The following is an 18041-nucleotide window of genomic DNA, read 5'->3' on the forward strand; positions in this document are numbered from 1 at the left end:
GCCGGCCTACAGGATTTCCTTGGGGTAGCAGATGTAGTGCTTTTCTACCCGCTGGCTAATGGCGCGTATGTTAGGCAGGTCCGACGCCTCGGCTACGTTCACCACTTTCCCCCGTTTGGTCAGAACATCAATCGGGTCCTGACCATCGGCATCGTAGGCATTGTTGCTGATGCGACCCGTGAGCATGAGTTGGGCCGCATCCTCGTACGGGAGGTGAAAATGCTCGGCAATCAGCTCCACAATGCCCAGCTGAAAATCCTCCTCGAAGGGCTCGGACTGAAGTGTGATTTTAAAAAGGTGCCGGTCCAGGAGGCTTTGGGCCAGGTAGTTCAGTACTTTGTCGGGGTGGTCGGCCCAAAGCTTCACGGCGCCCCACACATCGGTGTCATCTAAGCGGGTGAAGCGGCGCAGAATATCATCGTCCTGCTCAAACTCTTGCTGCGTGACGCTGCGGGAGAGAAAGAAGTGCAGGTTGGGCGAGGCCGGCACGTCCACGCCCTTGCGCACCAAGTCACGGGCCCGCTGCATAATCCGGATAACCATCTGCTCGGCGCTCGTCACGGTTTTGTGCAGATACACCTGCCAGTACATCAGTCGGCGGCTTACCAGAAAGTTCTCGATGCTGTACACGGCCTTTTCCTCCAGCACCAGCCGCTCATCCACTACCGTCAGCATCTTGATAAGGCGGTCGGCACCGGGGCGGCCTTCCTGCACGCCCGTGTAAAACGAGTCGCGGTTGAGGTAATCCAAGCGGTCCATATCGAGCTGGGAGCTCACCAGCTGGTGGAAGAACGGCCGCGAATAAGTGCCCTCAAAAATCTGAATGGCCAGGTCGAGGGCTCCGTTAAACTGAGCGTTAAGCTTGCGCATCAGGTGCAGGCTTAGCTCCTCGTGGTGTACTTTATGGAAGATGCTGTGCTCCAGCGCGTGGGAGAGGGGGCCGTGGCCTACATCGTGCAGCAGAATGGCCGCCATAGCTGCCTCGCCTTCCTTGGCCGAAATCTTGACACCTTTATCCTTTAGGGTGCGCAGGGCCAGCGTCATCAGGTGCATGGCGCCCAGGGCGTGGTGGAAGCGCGTGTGCAGGGCACCAGGGTACACGAAACTGGTAAGACCCAGCTGCTGAATCCGGCGCAGGCGCTGAAAAAAAGTGTGCTCAATCAGGTCAAAAAGCAACTCCGTCGGGATGGTCACGAAACCATACACCGGGTCGTTGAAGATCTTTTTCTTATTCAAGGGACTTGAGAATTACAAGGGGTTGGCGCATACCGCGGGGGTAGGGCAAGGCAAAGGAAGCAGTAGTAGCGCAGACTACAGTAAAAACCCCCTGATTAACGGAAGTGGCTAAGCAAAACCAACACCCTAATTTCACCGAGAATTTACCTTGCGCAATATTTTTTGCCGCTATTTGGTTACTCTCTTACGTATGTAAGGCGGCAACGCTCTTGCTCGACAATAAAAAACGAACCTCTTGGTGCGCGTAGGCTGCCAGTAAGTCCTTCAGTGCCAATGTCTCCACGACTCCATTATGCAACAATACAGCATCCTCTGGGCCGATGACGAAATCGACCTCCTGAAACCTCACATTCTCTTTCTCAAAGAAAAAGGCTACGACGTGACCGGCGTAAATTCCGGGGCCGATGCCATTGAGGAAATTCAGGAGAAGACCTACGACATTGTGTTCCTGGATGAGAACATGCCCGGCCTGACGGGCCTGGAAACCCTCACCGAAATCAAAGCCGTGCGCCCTACCGTGCCCGTGGTGATGATAACCAAGAGCGAAGAAGAGCACATCATGGAATCGGCCATCGGGGCCAAAATTGCCGACTACCTCATCAAACCGGTTAATCCCAGCCAGATTCTGCTGTCGGTAAAGAAGGTGCTTGACAACAAACGCCTGGTGAGCGAAGCCACCAACAGCGGCTACCAGCGCGACTTCCGCCAGCTGGGCATGCAGCTTTCTGACCGCCTCAGCCCCTCGGAGTGGGCCGACGTGTACAAGAAGCTGGTGTACTGGGAGCTGGAAATCAACGAGACGGAGGGCAAAAGCATGGCCGACGTCTTCAACATGCAGAAGGACGAAGCCAACACCTACTTCGGCCGCTTTATCACGGAAAACTACGAGGACTGGGTAAACGGCGACGATGACGACGCCCCGCTCATGTCGCACCAGCTGTTCAAGGAGCGCGTGTTCCCGATGCTGAAGGATACCGGCGACACGCCCGTGTACTTCGTGCTCATCGACAACCTGCGCTACGACCAGTGGAAGGTGCTGGAGCCCATCATTGCCGACCTGTTCACGGTTGACTCGGAGGAGACTTACTACAGCATTCTGCCCACTACCACCGCCTACGCCCGCAATGCCATCTTCTCGGGCATGATGCCCGGCGAAATCCAGAAGAAGTACCCCAACCTGTGGGTGTGGGACGACGACGACGAGGGCAAGAACATGCACGAGGCCGAGTTCATGGAAATCATGTTCCAGAAGGCCGGGCAGAAGGCCAAGTACAGCTACAACAAGGTGACTAACCTGCAGGCCGGCAAGGACTTGCTGGGTAAAATGTCTAACCTGCACAACAACTACAAGCTGAACGTCATCGTCTACAACTTCGTGGACATGCTCAGCCACGCCCGCACCGACATGGCCATGATCCGGGAGCTGGCCGCCGACGAGTCGGCGTACCGCAGCATCACCCGCTCGTGGTTCCTGCACTCGCCGTTGTACGAAATGCTGCAGGTGATTTCGGAGAAGAAAGGCAAGCTCATCATCACCACCGACCACGGTACCATCCGGGTTAAGCGCCCCTACAAAATTGTGGGCGACCGGAATACAAATACCAACCTGCGCTACAAGCACGGCAAAAACCTGGGCTTCGATGACAGCAAGGACGTGTACACGGTGCGCAAGCCGGAGCGCATTTTCCTACCCCGCGAAAACGTGAGCACCGCCTACGTCTTCACCGTTGGCGACTACTTCTTCGCCTACCCCAACAACTACAACTACTACGTGAACTACTACAAGGATACGTTCCAGCACGGCGGCATCTCGCTGGAGGAATGCATCATTCCCTACGTCGTGCTCAGCCCGAAGGGGTAGTTACACTGAGTCGTATATAAAGCAAATAGCACGCAGCCTCTGCGTGCTATTTGCTTTATATACGACTCAGTGTAACTGGGTTATTCTAAAACGTCTCTTATTGGTAATGATAATTACGCCATTTACGCCGCGCGTGCCATAGATGGCTGTGGCTTGTGCGCCCTTCAAGAAATCAACTCTCTTTATGCGATTTGGATTCGACGCTTCAACCCACTCACGCGCGACAGGTACTCCATCCGCTATATATAATGGCTCGATAACAGCTGGTAGACTTGAACTACAGATTATGCGAATAACCTTTCGGGGCGAGTCAGGGCTTTGCGGATTTGTAGCTTGGAAAGAATCTGGAAGCTGTGCATAAGCGGTTTGCGTAAGTAGTAGCAGTAAGCCAACGGTAATTGAAAAGCCGATAGGGAAGGACATGTGGAGAGATTTAGAAAAGTAAAAGACTGTTGAATAGCGAAACAGCAATACTCTGGTTTTGCTAGTAGATGCCAGAACAGCCTCCATTCCACATAATAGTGTCAATTAAATTCCATGTCCTCCTTGAACAGGTTTAGTAGCATCTGCAACTCACCAGAGCGCAGGTCGGGGCTAGATGTAAAAAGGGACACTCAACTGAGCGTCCCTTTTTCTTAATTACAAAGTCAGGGTGCATACTTATTACTCGTTCCAAAGGATGCTCGTTAGGGCTTGCGCAGCGTAATGGAACCGATACGCACAGCTGTCGTAAGGCGGCCGCACTAGAAGGGCGTCTAGGCCCAGCGTTTTTTGGGTTGTTTCATGCGAGTTGCAGGTTAGTACCTACAGCTCGTGGCAAGTGGTTTGGTAGCGTTCCATGCGGAAGTAAGAGGTAGTAGATTATTAGTGGTAAGATTCTGTGTTTTACCAGTTCTACTGCCCGCCGGCCCGGCGCTTTTCTTCCTCAGCTCCGCCGCTCCGCCGCTTAGTAGGCGTCAGCTGGTCGTTGCCGAAACGGTAGGTGAAGGCCAGGGTTGCCAGCTGCGAATCCTGGCGCTGGTAGAAGCGCTCCACGTAGTTGTCGTAGGAAGAAATGGCCCGTTCTGGTCGGGTGAAGAAGATGTCGGCCATGCTTAGCTTGAGGTTGCCTTTGCGGTTCCAGAGGCTTTTCTGCACGCCCGCGCTTACTTCCCCGTAGGGCCGCGCCAGAATAAAGCCGTACACCTCCTGCGACTGATAGGACCCATTCAGCTCGGCACTCCAGCCCTTACCAAACGTAAAGGTGTGGTTGGAGCTGAGGTTAAAGGAGCTACGGCCCCGGTCGAGGTTGGTGCCGGCCAGGCTGCCCTCGAAGCGGCTGTAGTAGAACACGGCGTTATTATACATATTCCACCACTTGGCTACCTCCACCGGCACCGTGAACGTGAGGGCGTAGTAGTGCTGGCGGCTCAGGTTGCGGGTAGTGGCCACCACGGTGCTGTCGGTTTCTGGCTGCACTACCCCAATAAGCGGGTTGCTGGTCAGGCTGTAGCTTAGGCCCAGGCTGTACTTCTGGCGGTAGGTGTGGGTCAGCTCTACGTTGTAGCTAGTTTGGGGCCGCAGGTCGGGGTTGCCGGCTCCGGAGGTTGTTTTATCGATAATGGAGCGGAAGGGGTTCAACTGCCCATACGAAGGCCTGTCGATGCGGCGGCTCAGCGAGAGGCTGGTTTCGTTTTTATCTGAAAACGTCCGCTTCAGGGCAGCACTAGGAAACAGCTGGAAATAGTGGCGGCTGAAGCCGGGGTTGCGGCCTGCCTGCTCCATCTGCTGCTTGCCTACGGCGTTAGTCTGCTCGCCCCGCAAACCAGCCTGCAGCGTCAGTTTGGCCAGGGTGTAGTTCAGGTTGAGGTAGCCTGCATTGATGTTCTCATCGTAGCGGAAACGGTTCGAGCGGTTTAAGTCCAGCTCGCCATTGGTGAAGAACTGCACATCGTTATCGGCCGATACCAGGCTGGTTTTGGCCCCGGCCTCCAGGCGCAGCTGCTTGCTGAACGGCCGCACATAATCCACCTTTACCGACTGAATAGACAACCGCCCATGTTGGTCGCCGGTGATGACTTCGCCTACCTGCTCGGCCCCGTCGAAGCGGGTTTCCAGGCGCTGGTCGCGGTTGTTGAGGTAGCGGGCGTAGTCGGCATCGGCTGTCAGCTCGTGCGTACCCAGGGAGTCTGGAATGGTGTGGCGGAAATTCAAATTTGCAGCCGTGTTATCGTAGCTACCCCAGCGGTTGTTGGTAGAGCGGTATTGCTGGTTGCGGGCACTCTCTAAATCTCGCACATACGTTTCGTTGCGGGCGTTCTGCTCGTTGCGGTTTCGCAGCCCGTTCACGGACCCGCCTAGGGTAGTCCGGTCCGAAAGCGTGTAGTCGAGGCCGGCTTTCCAAGTGTGCGAGCGGGACTGGTTGGGGGAGCGGTTTTCCTGGTCGGTGGTCCGAATAAGCTGGCGCGATGCCTCGCCCAAGTCATCTAACCGGTAAAAGTCGCGGTGAATGGTCAGCTTACCGATGCCCGCGCGGTCGGAATAATTGTAGGAGCCGAACAGGTTCAGGTTTTTCTGACGGTGGTTCAGGCTCAGCCCCGACACGTATTTGCTGTACTGGCTGCGGCCGTAGCTCAGGTTCAGGCTGCCATTGGTGCCCAGGCGCTGGTCCTTCTTAAGGTTGATGGCAATAACGCCGGCCCCGCCCTGGGCGTCGTATTTGGCGGGCGGATTGGTAATCAGTTCTATGCTTTTAAGCTGCTCGGCGGGTAGGGCCCGTAGGTAGTCGGCTAGCTCGGTGCCGGTCATGGGCTGTCGTTTGCCGTCAATAAGCACTAGTAAGCCCTGTTTGCCGCGCAAGGCCAGGTTGTCGTTGCCATCCACAGTTACGCCGGGCGAGCGGCGCAGTACATCCAGCGAGGTGTTGCCCGCGGCCAGGGTGCTGCCCTCCACATTCACGATGGTACGGTCAGCTTCCCGCTCGAAGGTAGGGCGCTGGCCCGTGACGGTTACTTCCTTCAGGGCCGTAGCCTTACTAGCTTGCAGCGTGAGGGTAAGGGGCGAAGTACTACCAGCCCCCGAAACTTCCAGAGGCCCGACCCAGGCCCGCCCAAACCCCACCTGCGAAGCCGATACCAAGTAACGCCCTGCGGCAGCCTGCTCAAACCGGAAGCCTCCTTTTTCGTCGCTAAACTCCGTCTTAACCACGGCAGAGTCGGCGGCGCGATGCAAAACCACTGTAGCAAATTCAACGGGGCTGCCTGCCTCCGTGCGAATTTGCCCGGTGAGGCCTTGGCCCAGGACCTGGGGTAGGGTTAGCACAGAAAACAGGGGTAGCAGAATCAACCCTGGGTGCTGCCCACGAAGCAACGTCTTCATGATAAGTAGAATGAGAGGAGGTGGAAGGAAATGCTACCCGGCGGCCGCCACGGGAGAGTCGTGATATTGATATCTACGAAAGATTTCGTAGTAAACATACGAATGATTTCGTATTTGGAAAATAAAATATTCTGTAGGCTTAATTTTTTATAGGTTTTGGTTTGCAACTAACACCGACCGCAGTTGGCAGCCGCAGCTGAATTCAGGCTTGCAGATCGGCTGTACGCGCTTCAAAAGCGCTTCTATTACTTGTAGCCCGCAGCTTCAAGGGTTAATGCCACTGGAATCAGTGTGGGTAGAGGAGGTACCAGCAGCCCTGCCCAAAGAACCGCCTGACCTGTTTTCTGAATCTGAAGAAGGCGCTACAAACGGCTGAGCCGCCTTGGTACTAGTAGCGGGGGTAGTGGTCGAGTCGTTCATGCTCTAGGTCGAGTTTAATGCCCCGTTAGAATTGAGCTTAGCGAAGCAGCCTGATTACTTGTTAATGATATGTCATATAGATGTATGACGGATCATAAAAGTTGCCTGGCACGACAAAAATTTGTTAGATGGTCTAGGAACTTCTGGTTCAGGCAGTCAGCATGGCCTGCCCAACAGAGTATGTGGGCTTACAATCCGCCCGCTGCCCGCCGCTTTTCGTCCTCGGCCCCAGTGGCTCGGCGCTTGGCGGCAACCACTTTCTCATTACCGAAGCGGTAGGAAAGAGAGGCTGTAACTACCCGTGTATCTTGGGCCGAGCGGTAGGTTTCTTCCAGCACTTGGTAGCGGGAAGTAACCCGCAGGGGAGTGGTGTAGAAGATATCCGTGGCGTTCAGCCGCAACGTGGCCTTACCCACCGACTTTTGCACGCCCAGCCCTACCTGCCCAAAGGAACGAATGTCCTGGAAAGCGTACCGCTCCCTTGAGTTGTAGCTGCCATTGAGGTCGGCGCTCCAGCCGTGGCCCAGGGCCAGCGCGTTGTTCAAACTCACAATAGCCCCCGGCCGGCTGGTTGGCACTGCGGTGCCGCTCAATTCGCCCCGAAACTGAATGAAAAACAGCTCGGCTGTGGGGTAGAGCTTCCACCACTTAGCCGGTTCCAGCGGAGCCGTAAGATTCAGGCTGTAGTATTCCTGGGTACGCAGGTTAATATCGGTGGCTGCCACCAGCAGGTCCTCATCCAGCAGGTACACGCTCACGATGGGGCGGGCGGAGCGAGTGTAGCTCAGGCTGCTGCTGAATTTCTGACGAAATGTGTGGGTTAGTTCAGCTTGTACGCTGGTTTTAGGCCACAGCGCTGGGTTGCCGGTGCGGTAGGAGGTAGCGTCTACGTAGGAGCGAAACGGGTTCAGCTGGTTGTAGGTAGGCCGGTCGATGCGTCGACTAAGAGCAAAGGTCAACTCGTGCTTGTTGGAGAGGGTGCGGCGCAGGCTTAGGTTAGGAAAAAGCTGCAGATACTCTCGCGAAAACGAAACCTGCCCCACAGCTTGGTGGCCCGTGGTGTGGGTTTGCTCCCCGCGCAGCCCCGCCGTAACAGTCAGCCCGGGCCGGGTGCGGGTAAGGCTGATGTAAGCGGCATTGATGTTCTCAGAATACTGAAACCGGTTGGTGAGGCCTGCATCTACTTGGCTTACACCATTGCGGGTGCGCACAAACAGAACGTCATTATCCGAGTCAACCTGGCTTACCTTGGCGCCGGCTTCTAGGCGCAGGTTGTAGCGCAGTGGCCGCACATAGTCAACTTTGGCACACCAGATGGTCAGGGTACCGTCCTGGTCGCCGGTAAGCAGGATGGGGGTAGCCGAGGCCGGCGCTAAGTAGCGGGTAGCCAGGGCCAGGGTACGGGTGGTGCCAAAGCGGGCCAGGTCAGCGTCGGCCGTGAGCTCCGCCGTACCCAAGGAGTCCTTGCGAAACAGATGGCGCACGGACAGGTTGCCCCCTAGGTTAGGGGTAAGCAGGTTGCGTTGGTTGGTGGAGGTAGAGCGGGTCAGCGCCTGATTTTGCTGATCAAAAAACGTGGCCTCGTTGATTCCAGATGACGGCAGCTGGCTGCCCAGGCCACTGAGCACCGCCCCTAACGTCGTACGAGGGGTCAGGAAATAATCGGCGCCGGTTCGCCAAGTGTGGGACTGGAGGAGCCCCCGCGACGTGTTGAAATGCTGGCTGAGGGTGCTAGCGGTGCTGCCGCCGTCAGGCAGGCTGTAGGTACGGTTTATGTCCAGCTCCTGCAGATTCTGGCGGTTGGTATAAGCGTAGGACCCGAACACATTCAGGTTCTTCTGGCGGTGATTCAGGCTCAGCCCCGATGTGAACTTACCGTAGCGCCCGCGCCCGTAGGCAGCATTTACGCTGCCATTAGTGCCTAGGCGCTGGTCTTTCTTAAGGTTAATGGCAATGATACCGGCACCACCCTGGGCATCGTATTTCGCCGGTGGGTTGGTAATCAGCTCCACGGAGCTCACCTGCTCGGCGGGTAAGGAACGCAGCAGATTAGCTAGCTCAGGGCTAGTCATGGGCTGACGCTTGCCATCAATAAGCACCAATAGCCCTTCTTTGCCCCGTAGGCGCAGGTTGTCGTTGGCATCAAGAGAAACCCCGGGGGCCCGGCCGAGCACCTCAAGCATGGTACTTCCCGCGCTCAGGGTGCTACCCGCTACGTTTACTACCGTACGGTCGGCGAGGCGCTCAAACTGAGGGCGCTGGCCGGTTACCGTCACGCCTTTGAGCTGGGTAGCCGTATTGGAGATAAGGGTAAAAGCAAGCGGAGCAGGTGGAGCCACAGCGGCATCAACCGGGCCAAGCCAGGCGCGCCCATAGCCCACCTGCGCCGCCGAAACCAGGTAGCGCTCCGCTACCCCCGGCTCCAGCCGGAAATGCCCGGCAGCGTCACTGAATTCAGTTTTAACAACTGCCGAGTCCGTAGCGCGGTGCAGCGTAACGGTAGCATATTCCAGGGCAAGGCCGGTGCTGGTTCGCACGGTGCCAGTAATCGGCGCGGGCCGCCCCTGGGCCAGCAAAGAGAAAGGCAAAGCCAGCAGGGTTGTCCCGGCCAGAACAGAAAAACCTCCGGCTAGGCGGAGTAAGCACAATTGCATAGATACACGTTCCGGTGGTTGAGAATGACGGAAAGTGCAATAGGAGGCTGGAGCGGAAAGCCGGCGCAGAGCAAAGCCGACCGTAACATGGATAGAGAGCAGGTATTCGCTTCTTACCGAATAGGTTAAGATTTGAATGCCGGAAGATAGCAAGAAACCCCAGACTTCATACAAAAATGGGAAGCTTCTGCCAGACGACCTGAGCAAGCAAAAAGCCCTGCCAGGTGCGGCAGGGCTTCGCTTTAAGCGTTAAAATGGAGCTTCTGAATTAGCGCAACACCTCCAGCGCCGCCCGCAGTCGGGGCAAAGCCGCTTGGATAGACTCCAGCGAGGCGCCACCCACCGACATGCGGAACCACGGGGCGCTGTGGTCGGTGCCAAAGGCGCTGAAGGGTACCAAAGCCAGACGAGCTTCGCTGATAAGGTAGGAGGTCAGCTCCTTGGTAGTGTTGAGTACTTGGCCGCCAGGCGTAGTTTTGCCCAGCACGTCCAATTTGGCCGTCAGGTAAATAGCCCCCATCGGAATCATGGAGTCAACGGGTAGGCCGTCGGCTTTCAGGGCCTGCAGCCCCTGGTGTAATGCTTCGAGGCTGTGCTGTACTTTTTCCTTGAACTGACCTAGGAAACCATCTACAGCCTCGGTCTGGGGGAGGTAGCTGGCCGTGGCTACCTGCTCGGCCTTGGGTGCCCAAGCGCCTACGTGACCCAGAATGGCTTTCATCTTGTCAATGACCACCGCCGGCCCGAAGGAGTAGCCCACCCGAACCCCGGTAGCGGCCAGGCACTTGGAAATACCGTCAATATACACGGTGTAGTCGCGCAGAGCCGGGCGCAGGTTCACGGGGTCGTAGTGCTCAGTAGCCCCGAAGGTCAGCAGCCAGTAAATCTGGTCGTAGAGCAGGTATAGGGGCTTTTCGCCGGGCTGGCGGCGTTGGTTTTCGGCCAGTACCAGGTCGCAGATAGCCTCCAGATCTTCCTTGCTGAACACGGTGCCCGTAGGATTAAGTGGGGAGCACAGAGCCAGTAGGGTAGCCCCTTCCAGGTGCGGGGCCAGTTCCTCGGCCGTAGGCATAAAGTTGTTTTCGGGGCGGGTTTCCACCATCACAGCCTCTGCCGACGACAGGTGGCAGTAGTGGTTGTTGTTCCAGCTGGGCACCGGAAATACCACTTTGTCGCCGGGGTCTACCAGGGCCAGGTAGGTAGCGTAGATGAGCGGGCGTGAGCCGCCGGCCACCAGAAAATCGTTGGGCGAGTACTCCAGGCCCAGGCGGGTTTTGGTGAAGGCAGCGGCCGCCTCGCGCAGGGCCGCCATGCCGTTGGCCGGGGGGTAATTGGTATGACCGCTCTGGTAAGCTCGGGTGATTTCCGTCTGTAGCTCGGCCGGAATCGGGAAAATGCTTGGGTCGAAGTCGCCGATGGTGAGGTTGCAGATCTGCTCCCCCTTGCGAATCATATCGTTGACTTCGTTGCCGATTTTGATGATTTCAGAGCCAATCAGGCTGCCGGCCATTCGGGAAACTTGCATGTCAGGTGTTGGTTTGGATCGGCCAAATATAGAAGGCCACAACTGTCTGGCGCCCTGCTACCCTGAAAAGTCCGGAAAAAACCGGCCCACTCAGGGCATTTCTACCTCCACCCGGCGCGGAGCACCGGGCCAGAACCGGACGGTTACGGAACTGCCTGGGCGTAGTTCCTGAACTCGGCGGCGGTGGTTCTCAGCGGATTCGGTCTGCAGGCTGTCAGGCCTGTAGCGGTAGCGCGGCGTCAGGGTGTAGAAGTTTCTCTTATGGTGGTTGCGGACCATCAGAGCCTATCGGGCCACGCCGTGCTTGCGCAATTGGACATTCTAGTACAAGCCGAAGATGCCCAACCTCCAAAATAAGGGTAGTGCCCAGCACCCACGGCAAGGCCCGGTTTTGCTGAGCATCGAGGTTTTCGGTAGAAGGTGGGGTAGGGGCGCTATTGCGGCAGAATAACCAAATTTGCAGGCTCAAGTTATACGCCTTACTTGCCTGTTTTCATTCTGATGCTCAGCAAAACCATCGACGTTTCCTCGCTCGACGCCCTACCCCAGGCCGCCGCGCAAGTACGAGCGGCTATTGAAGGCCATTCGATTATTTGTTTCGAAGGCGAAATGGGAGCCGGTAAAACCACATTCATCAAGGCCTTGTGCCAAAGCTTGGGGGTAGCCGACGATGTCAGCAGCCCAACATTTTCCTTGGTGAACGAGTACCGCGACGCCCACAACCAGCCCATCTACCACTTCGACTTTTACCGCCTAGAGGACGCTGCCGAAGCAGAAGGAATTGGAGCGCCAGAGTACTTCGATTCTGGCTATCTTTGCCTGATTGAGTGGCCTAGCCGCGTCGAGGCACTGTTGCCTTCGGAACGGCTGGTCATCACGCTCAACGTCACCGGACCCACCTCAAGGGAATTAATAATTAGTAATTAAGAATGAATAAATTGTCTCATAATGGTTGTTGTGCTGAAAAGCAGCTCCATTGGGTGACGAAATCATTCCTGATTGCTAATTCTTAATTACTAATCAAAATCAGAATGCCCGAAGCAGTACCCCCCGGATTCGAGTCGCTGGCTACCAGCCGCGCCTACCTCACGCAGGAATCCATGTTGGCCGTGGAAACGCGGAAACGGAAGCTGTTTATCGGGCTACCCCGCGAAACCTCGCTTCAGGAAAACCGCATTTGCCTTACGCCCGAGGCTGTGAAGCATTTGGTGGAAGCCGGCCACGAAATTCTGTTGGAAAGTGGGGCCGGGGAGCCCAGCAAGTACTCCGACCACGACTTTTCCGAGGCTGGCGCTACCATTGCCTACTCCCAAAAGGAAGTGTTCGAGGCCGATATTATTCTGAAAGTAGCCCCGCCCACCTACGATGAAATCGAGTTTATGCGGGCTGGGCAAACCCTGATTTCGGCTCTGCAATTCGGCACGCTGACCAGTGAGTACATCACGGCCCTCACCAAGAAAAAAATCAATGCCATCAGCTTTGAGCTGATTAAGGACCCTTCTGGTGCGCGGCCAGTGGTGCGGGCCATGTCGGAAATTGCCGGCTCCACTGTTATGCTGATTGCCGCCGAGTACCTAGCCCGCTCCAATGAGGGCAAGGGCGTGATTCTGGGGGGCATTACAGGCGTGCCGCCCTCGCAGGTGGTTATTCTGGGGGCTGGTACGGTGGCCGAGTATGCAGCCCGTGCCGCTACCGGGCTGGGAGCTGAAGTAAAGGTGTTCGATAACCACCTTTATAAGCTGCGCCGCCTGAAAATGAACCTGTGCACCCCGCAGCTTTACACCAGCACCCTCGACACCTACGCGCTGAACCAACAAATCCGCCGTGCCGACGTCGTGATTGGGGCCCTAAACGCCGAGGAAGGACGGATACCCTTCATGGTGTCCGAAGATGTGGTGTCGCAGATGGCGCCGGGCTCCGTACTCATCGACGTGAGCATCGACCAGGGAGGCTGCTTCGAAACCAGCGAGATGACCAGCCATAGCAAGCCTGTCTTCCGCAAGTACGACGTGATTCATTACTGCGTACCCAACATTGCCTCGCGGGTGCCGCGCACCGCCACCAATGCCCTGAGCAACATTTTTACGCCTATTCTGCAGGAAATCAGCCAGCACGGCGGCATCAACGAAGTGCTGTTCACCAACGAGCATTTCCGCTCCGGGGTGTACGTCTATAAGGGCTCCCTCACCAACGCCAGCATCGCCCGCAAATTCAACATGCGCTACAAAGAGCTGGCCCTGATGATTGCCGTGCGGAATTAGAATCACGCATTTTTCGGACTGCACGGATGAGGCAACAGCAACCGGCGCGAATATTGTGCGGAGGGAATATATCTGGTTTCCTTCTCACCATTTTCTATCCGTTTTATGTTCCGAGCTATACTATTGATGGCCGCGGGGTGCGGCCTGGCCGCCACTGCCTCCGCCCAGGTGCCAACCGCGCCGATTCATTCTGATTTGAGTACGGCCCGCTATGACCGCACCGACACCTTACGGGCCGTAATGCACCTGTTTATACAACGGAGCAGAGCCACCCGGAGCATATTGCAGATGGGCATGAGCACCGTGGCTACGGCAGCTGTAGAAAAAGCTGCGCTGTCCGCTTCGGAAATGAAAAGAAGGGACAAGTCATTTTACAAAGCGCGGCAGCAGGAAACCAACAGCGACCTGCTTGTGGGAGGACTGGCCACCACGTACGGGCTTTTCCGGCTCAGCCGGTTTGGGCCGCAGCAGTATCAGCGTGTAACGGAAGCCTATGAGCAAGGCGCCCCGCTACCTCCATACCTGACGCGGAAACTGAAAACCAAATACTTCCGCTTTCAGCCACTATAGGCAGGTAGTAAGCTTCGATTTGCGTATTACTCAGCTGCCAGTTCCAAGTCATCTTAGGCGTTCTATTGCCGACTCTTTCCCAACTACTGGCCGAGCTATATCTCAGTTCCTGCTGCTAAGTGGGAGCGTTTTAGTGAACGTAAGGTTTAATGAGGCTGCTAGTGGAAGCCAGTTGCGTTCTTGAAAGAAGCTAAAGTAAAGTGTATTTGGCTTTTATAGAGCTGGCACACTAGTGTGTCGCGCTAATAACCGTTGCTTTCGTTGCTCGCTTTTCGCACGGAAAAGCGAGCAACGAAAGCAACAGCTGCTAGTAGAAATATAAATGGCAGGACCGGCACAATAAATCGATTATCCCAATCAGGTAGCGTTAGCGCTACGCTGGTCGCTTGTATTATTATCAGAGTTAGAAAAAATAAACGCTGGGGCACCGTTACGGGTGACTTGCGGAATGCCATACTAGCCAAACCATAAATAGGATAGATAAATAGAATAATTGCAATGTTGTGAAATGAGGAATAATAGGGTTTTATCTGGGCAAAGAATACAATAAACTTTAACGCAAAGAGCTTTATGAAATATGCTGGGTTATGCCAGATGAAAAGAAGAAGTTGCTGCCATGGCGGATCAGTAGCTACAGGGACGTAGAGCGGTGTAGCAGAAGTAACAGCCATAAATGTATGTCCGCCAAATAAGGAGCCACCGCGGTAAATGCCTACTAAAGGAAAAATGTTTTGTAATATTTTATTAAAGCCTAGCCCTGCAATAATTATAAATAAAATAGAGCTTGTTGTTATAACTCGTTTAAAATGAGTTCTATTGTTGAAATATAAATTGCTAATCCAATAGATGAACGTAGCAATGCCCACAATTATGCCGTGCGGACGTATGAAGAGAAGCCATGCAAATAAGGGTAGGGCTAGTAACCGTTGGCGGCTCCGGGTAGCTAGCAGCAGGTAGGAGTAAATTACCAGCACACTGCAAAAAAGAGAGTCAGTGTGGATATAGAAATTCCATGCCTGAATATCGGGCCAGCAGATATAAGCCAACGTAGCAAGAGTAGCGGCAAGCCAACTGCTAGAAATATAATGCGTTAATTTATATAAGCTACATGCCGCCAACCCCGATAATAGGGATTGAAAAACAACAACAGCCTGCGTAGCGAAATGTAGTTTAAAGAAAAAAGCAAGCAGCGCTGTATAGCCCAGGTATAAAACATTTCTGTCAGCTATTAAATGGTTATTCGTTGCCAGCTCCCTGGCGTGGAATAAATAGCGGTGGCTATCAAAAACTATTTTTACCCCGTGGTGAGTAGCTAATACAATTTGTATAATTAGCCAGATGCAGGCTAAAATGTATAAGTGATATATCCGCAAAACACGCATGTACACAGCAGCCGGAATTCGGCTTTGAAGTGCCAAGAGGCACATAAAGTGAAAGTAGAAAGGCCCCTTGATGCGACCCTGCTTCAGGGGCTCACTGAAGCTATTCCGGTGCTGCCAGCAGCAACACCTTCCAGGCATCAAGCAGGCGACCTTCTTCCAGTAGCTGCTTGCCTAGTTGGGTCAGCTCCTGGCGTTGCCGGGCAGGGTCTTCGCGGAACTTATTGAGGGTATAGCCCACAATGGGCTCCTGGCGGAAAGCGGTTACGTCTTCGGGCGAGGGTAGGGCGTGCCGCTCAATGTTGGCCAGGCGGCCCAGGTTGTTGCCGGTGAGGATATCGGAAGTGCGGATGTGCTCGGGCAACTGATCAATGCCGATGCCTAGGTTGCGGTTGGGCTTGGGCACTTCGAAGAGGCTGCTACCCGAGGCGCGGGTGTACCAGTCGCCGCCGAGGCGGGCAATGGCGTCGAGCCGGTGTGGGTCGATGCCTACACCGGAGGGTAGGATAATGTCTTCGCGGAAATGGGCCAGTACCACCCGGCAGATTACCAGGTTGCCAGCTCCATTGTTGGTGCCCAACTCCACCACCTGCTCTACCACGCACTCGAAGGCGGCCGGGGCTTCCAGAACTCGCGGCGGGCGCACCTGCTCACTGGCTACCTCGGTAAAACCAGCCTTAACAAACTCATTCACGCCCTTGGCGTATTCCGTGCTGGCCAAGGACATCTGCTCCACCATGGCGTAGTCGCAGATATGAATGACGCACTCGGCCACTTCGCGCACGTTTTCCAGGGTGTGCTTCTGAGAGTTGTCGCGCACGCGGTTGGCGGGCGAAAACACCAGGATGGGCGGGTTGGAGCCGAAGCAATTGAAGAAGCTGAAGGGGCTGAGGTTAACGTTGCCCTCGGCATCCTGAGTGCTCACGAAGGCAACAGGGCGCGGGGCCACGGCTCCTACCATAAAGGCGTGCCAGTCGGGAGCTTTGAGGTCAGTGGGGTTGACGGTACGGAAGGGGGTAGGGGTGGGCATGCGGGATGGTGGGAGTGAGGAAATGTTGCCCGAAGTTCTGGTTTTCGCGGAATTAATCTTCAAACGCCTAGCAGCAGCCACTACTCAAACTGCCGAATGTCGAAGCGTGATATGTAAACCTTCAGATACATCAATCTGATATAGAAAAAATAAAACATTGCATCTATGTTATTTATTGATCAATGTTTTCGTCTTTTTTATTTGAATATACCCATTTTCACGAACATAAACCCAATCAATTTTATTGATATAATCACCACTATCTTTGTATATAGTCAAATCCTGGCCATTTGCTTTCTTTTCTATAAAATCACCAGGCGATAAATATTTATAAGAATCACCAGGTAGCTTCAAAAATAAATATACATTATTAATTTTAACATGGACTGTATTTCTATTTTGATCAGTAACATCAGTGACACGTCCAATTATACTTTTTTTCTGATATCTCGCCACTCTAGGCGCACTTACATTTGCAATGTATAGTATAAGGAGAAAAATAAATAATGCCATTGCAGTAATCTGAATTGTAATCACAGTTTTTTTCTTCATGAGCTTATGATGGCCTTAAGGGCGTCTATATGTTGAGGCTGGACCGGTAAAGTACAACTGAATTTGTTAATATAACTGAAGCTGATGCGCCTAGAGTATATTCCCCAGCGGCTCCAGGCATTTAAAATATAATATTGTCAGCGAGATTGATTATATTGTAGAATGCGTAAACTATAGGGTCACAGTTATTTGTAATGAAATATAGGCGGTTGAGTAAAACTTTTGGATTGCTCTTAACAACAATGCTCTGCACCATGGGGAATGCAGCTGCGAAGAGTATTCCGGCTGCCGACACCGCCCGCCTGCGCCGCGACCTGGTGGCACTCACCACTACCCCCGAGCCGCGCAATTACCTCCACGAAGCCAGCCTGAACCAAGCCGCTGACTACATTAAAGCGGAGCTGGCTGCCGCCGGAGCCCGTCCCACGGAGCAGCCCTACGAGGTGAATGGCCGCACCTACCGCAACATCCTGGGGCATTTCGGGCCGGAAGATGGGCCGCGCATTGTGCTGGGGGCGCATTATGATGTATGCGGCGAGCAGCCCGGTGCCGACGATAACGGCTCGGGTGTGGCGGCACTGCTGGAGCTGGCACGCCTGCTGGGTCGGCAACAGCAGCTGCCGTGTCGCATTGATGTGGTGGCCTATACGCTGGAAGAGCCGCCATTTTTCCGCACCAAGCAAATGGGCAGCTACGTGCACGCGCAGTCTTTGCACCAGGCCGGCGTGCCGGTGCGCGGCATGGTGGCCCTGGAAATGCTGGGGTACTACGATGACCGGAAAGGCAGCCAAGCCTATCCCTTTGGGCCGCTGAAACTGTTGTTCGGGAGCCGGGGTAACTACGTAACGGTAGCCCAGAAATTTGGGAACGGCCGGTTTGGGCGGCAGTTTGCCCGGCGCTACAAAACGGCTGCTGCATTACCTGTGAAGCGCTTCAAAGCTCCGGCCTGGCTCCCCGGAATCGACTTCTCTGACCACCTCAACTACTGGCAGTTTGACTACCCGGCGCTACTCCTTACCGATACTGCCTTCTACCGCAATAAAAGCTACCACGAACCCACCGACACCTTAGCCCGCCTGGATATGCGCCGCCTCGGGCTGGCCGTGGATGCAGTGCTGGCCACGGTGCTGAGCCTGTAAGTAATGCGCCAGGCCAACTCAGGGCCCCGGGGAGCGTACTCATCGGTATGTGCCTGG

14 protein-coding genes are annotated in these 18041 nt (G+C 55.0%); 5 read left to right on the forward strand and 9 right to left on the reverse strand.

What is annotated here, in order from left to right:
• Window positions 1-6 precede the first annotated feature (6 nt).
• Window positions 7-1236, reverse strand: a complete 1230-nt coding sequence (locus DNI29_RS08595; protein ID WP_110977677.1) for an HD domain-containing protein — start codon at window positions 1234-1236, stop codon at window positions 7-9.
• A 292-nt stretch (window positions 1237-1528) separates the two neighbouring features.
• On the opposite strand from DNI29_RS08595, the gene porX reads away from it, so the two are divergent.
• Complete coding sequence (porX, locus tag DNI29_RS08600; protein ID WP_110977678.1) at window positions 1529-3097, forward strand: T9SS response regulator signal transducer PorX; 1569 nt, start codon at window positions 1529-1531, stop codon at window positions 3095-3097.
• Window positions 3098-3163: 66 nt separating this feature from the next.
• On the opposite strand, the gene DNI29_RS08605 is transcribed toward porX, so the two are convergent.
• From DNI29_RS08605 to DNI29_RS24910, 5 genes are all read right to left on the reverse strand, one after another.
• A complete protein-coding gene (locus tag DNI29_RS08605; protein WP_110977679.1) occupies window positions 3164-3607 on the reverse strand; it encodes a TonB-dependent receptor plug domain-containing protein in 444 nt (147 codons plus the stop codon).
• 384 nt (window positions 3608-3991) lie between these two features.
• Complete coding sequence (locus DNI29_RS08610; RefSeq protein WP_110977680.1) at window positions 3992-6454, reverse strand: TonB-dependent receptor domain-containing protein; 2463 nt, start codon at window positions 6452-6454, stop codon at window positions 3992-3994.
• Window positions 6455-7062: 608 nt separating this feature from the next.
• Window positions 7063-9528: an outer membrane beta-barrel protein gene (locus DNI29_RS08615; RefSeq protein WP_110977681.1), complete on the reverse strand. Its 2466-nt coding sequence runs from the start codon at window positions 9526-9528 to the stop codon at window positions 7063-7065.
• Between the two features lie 268 nt (window positions 9529-9796).
• A complete protein-coding gene (locus tag DNI29_RS08620) occupies window positions 9797-11053 on the reverse strand; it encodes a pyridoxal phosphate-dependent aminotransferase (protein WP_110977682.1) in 1257 nt (418 codons plus the stop codon).
• A gap of 90 nt (window positions 11054-11143) precedes the next feature.
• Window positions 11144-11332, reverse strand: a complete 189-nt coding sequence (locus DNI29_RS24910) for a DUF3592 domain-containing protein (protein WP_238388046.1) — start codon at window positions 11330-11332, stop codon at window positions 11144-11146.
• A 204-nt stretch (window positions 11333-11536) separates the two neighbouring features.
• Here DNI29_RS24910 and tsaE point away from each other — a divergent pair, with 204 nt between their 5' ends.
• From tsaE to DNI29_RS08635, 3 genes are all read left to right on the forward strand, one after another.
• A complete protein-coding gene (gene tsaE, locus DNI29_RS08625; RefSeq protein WP_238388047.1) occupies window positions 11537-11980 on the forward strand; it encodes a tRNA (adenosine(37)-N6)-threonylcarbamoyltransferase complex ATPase subunit type 1 TsaE in 444 nt (147 codons plus the stop codon).
• Window positions 11981-12084: 104 nt separating this feature from the next.
• Complete coding sequence (locus tag DNI29_RS08630) at window positions 12085-13314, forward strand: alanine dehydrogenase (protein ID WP_110977684.1); 1230 nt, start codon at window positions 12085-12087, stop codon at window positions 13312-13314.
• Window positions 13315-13419: 105 nt separating this feature from the next.
• Window positions 13420-13884: a hypothetical protein gene (locus tag DNI29_RS08635; RefSeq protein WP_123823132.1), complete on the forward strand. Its 465-nt coding sequence runs from the start codon at window positions 13420-13422 to the stop codon at window positions 13882-13884.
• Between the two features lie 242 nt (window positions 13885-14126).
• Here the strand turns inward: DNI29_RS08635 and DNI29_RS08640 are convergent, their stop codons facing one another.
• The 3 genes from DNI29_RS08640 to DNI29_RS08650 all read right to left on the reverse strand — a co-directional run bounded on the left by DNI29_RS08640 (window position 14127) and on the right by DNI29_RS08650 (window position 16845).
• Window positions 14127-15311, reverse strand: a complete 1185-nt coding sequence (locus tag DNI29_RS08640; protein WP_110977686.1) for a hypothetical protein — start codon at window positions 15309-15311, stop codon at window positions 14127-14129.
• A gap of 55 nt (window positions 15312-15366) precedes the next feature.
• Entirely contained in the window at window positions 15367-16293 is a 927-nt protein-coding gene (locus DNI29_RS08645; protein ID WP_110977687.1) for a flavin reductase family protein, read from the reverse strand.
• 168 nt (window positions 16294-16461) lie between these two features.
• A complete protein-coding gene (locus DNI29_RS08650) occupies window positions 16462-16845 on the reverse strand; it encodes a hypothetical protein (RefSeq protein WP_110977688.1) in 384 nt (127 codons plus the stop codon).
• 254 nt (window positions 16846-17099) lie between these two features.
• On the opposite strand from DNI29_RS08650, the gene DNI29_RS08655 reads away from it, so the two are divergent.
• Entirely contained in the window at window positions 17100-17984 is an 885-nt protein-coding gene (locus DNI29_RS08655; RefSeq protein ID WP_238388048.1) for a M28 family peptidase, read from the forward strand.
• The last annotated feature ends 57 nt before the right edge of the window (window positions 17985-18041 follow it).

The sequence above is a fragment of the Hymenobacter sediminis genome, from assembly GCF_003231285.1.
In the GTDB taxonomy this organism is placed as follows: Bacteria; Bacteroidota; Bacteroidia; order Cytophagales; family Hymenobacteraceae; genus Hymenobacter; species Hymenobacter sediminis.

Coding starts and splice junctions, on each gene's coding strand:
- porX (WP_110977678.1), top strand. CDS start 1,529: ATGCAACAATACAGCATCCTCTGGGCCGATGACGAAATCGACCTCCTG.
- DNI29_RS08605 (WP_110977679.1), bottom strand. CDS start 3,607: ATGGAGGCTGTTCTGGCATCTACTAGCAAAACCAGAGTATTGCTGTTT.
- DNI29_RS08610 (WP_110977680.1), bottom strand. CDS start 6,454: ATGAAGACGTTGCTTCGTGGGCAGCACCCAGGGTTGATTCTGCTACCC.
- DNI29_RS08615 (WP_110977681.1), bottom strand. CDS start 9,528: ATGCAATTGTGCTTACTCCGCCTAGCCGGAGGTTTTTCTGTTCTGGCC.
- DNI29_RS08620 (WP_110977682.1), bottom strand. CDS start 11,053: ATGCAAGTTTCCCGAATGGCCGGCAGCCTGATTGGCTCTGAAATCATC.
- DNI29_RS24910 (WP_238388046.1), bottom strand. CDS start 11,332: ATGGTCCGCAACCACCATAAGAGAAACTTCTACACCCTGACGCCGCGC.
- DNI29_RS08630 (WP_110977684.1), top strand. CDS start 12,085: ATGCCCGAAGCAGTACCCCCCGGATTCGAGTCGCTGGCTACCAGCCGC.
- DNI29_RS08635 (WP_123823132.1), top strand. CDS start 13,420: ATGTTCCGAGCTATACTATTGATGGCCGCGGGGTGCGGCCTGGCCGCC.
- DNI29_RS08640 (WP_110977686.1), bottom strand. CDS start 15,311: ATGTGCCTCTTGGCACTTCAAAGCCGAATTCCGGCTGCTGTGTACATG.
- DNI29_RS08645 (WP_110977687.1), bottom strand. CDS start 16,293: ATGCCCACCCCTACCCCCTTCCGTACCGTCAACCCCACTGACCTCAAA.
- DNI29_RS08650 (WP_110977688.1), bottom strand. CDS start 16,845: ATGAAGAAAAAAACTGTGATTACAATTCAGATTACTGCAATGGCATTA.
- DNI29_RS08655 (WP_238388048.1), top strand. CDS start 17,100: ATGGGGAATGCAGCTGCGAAGAGTATTCCGGCTGCCGACACCGCCCGC.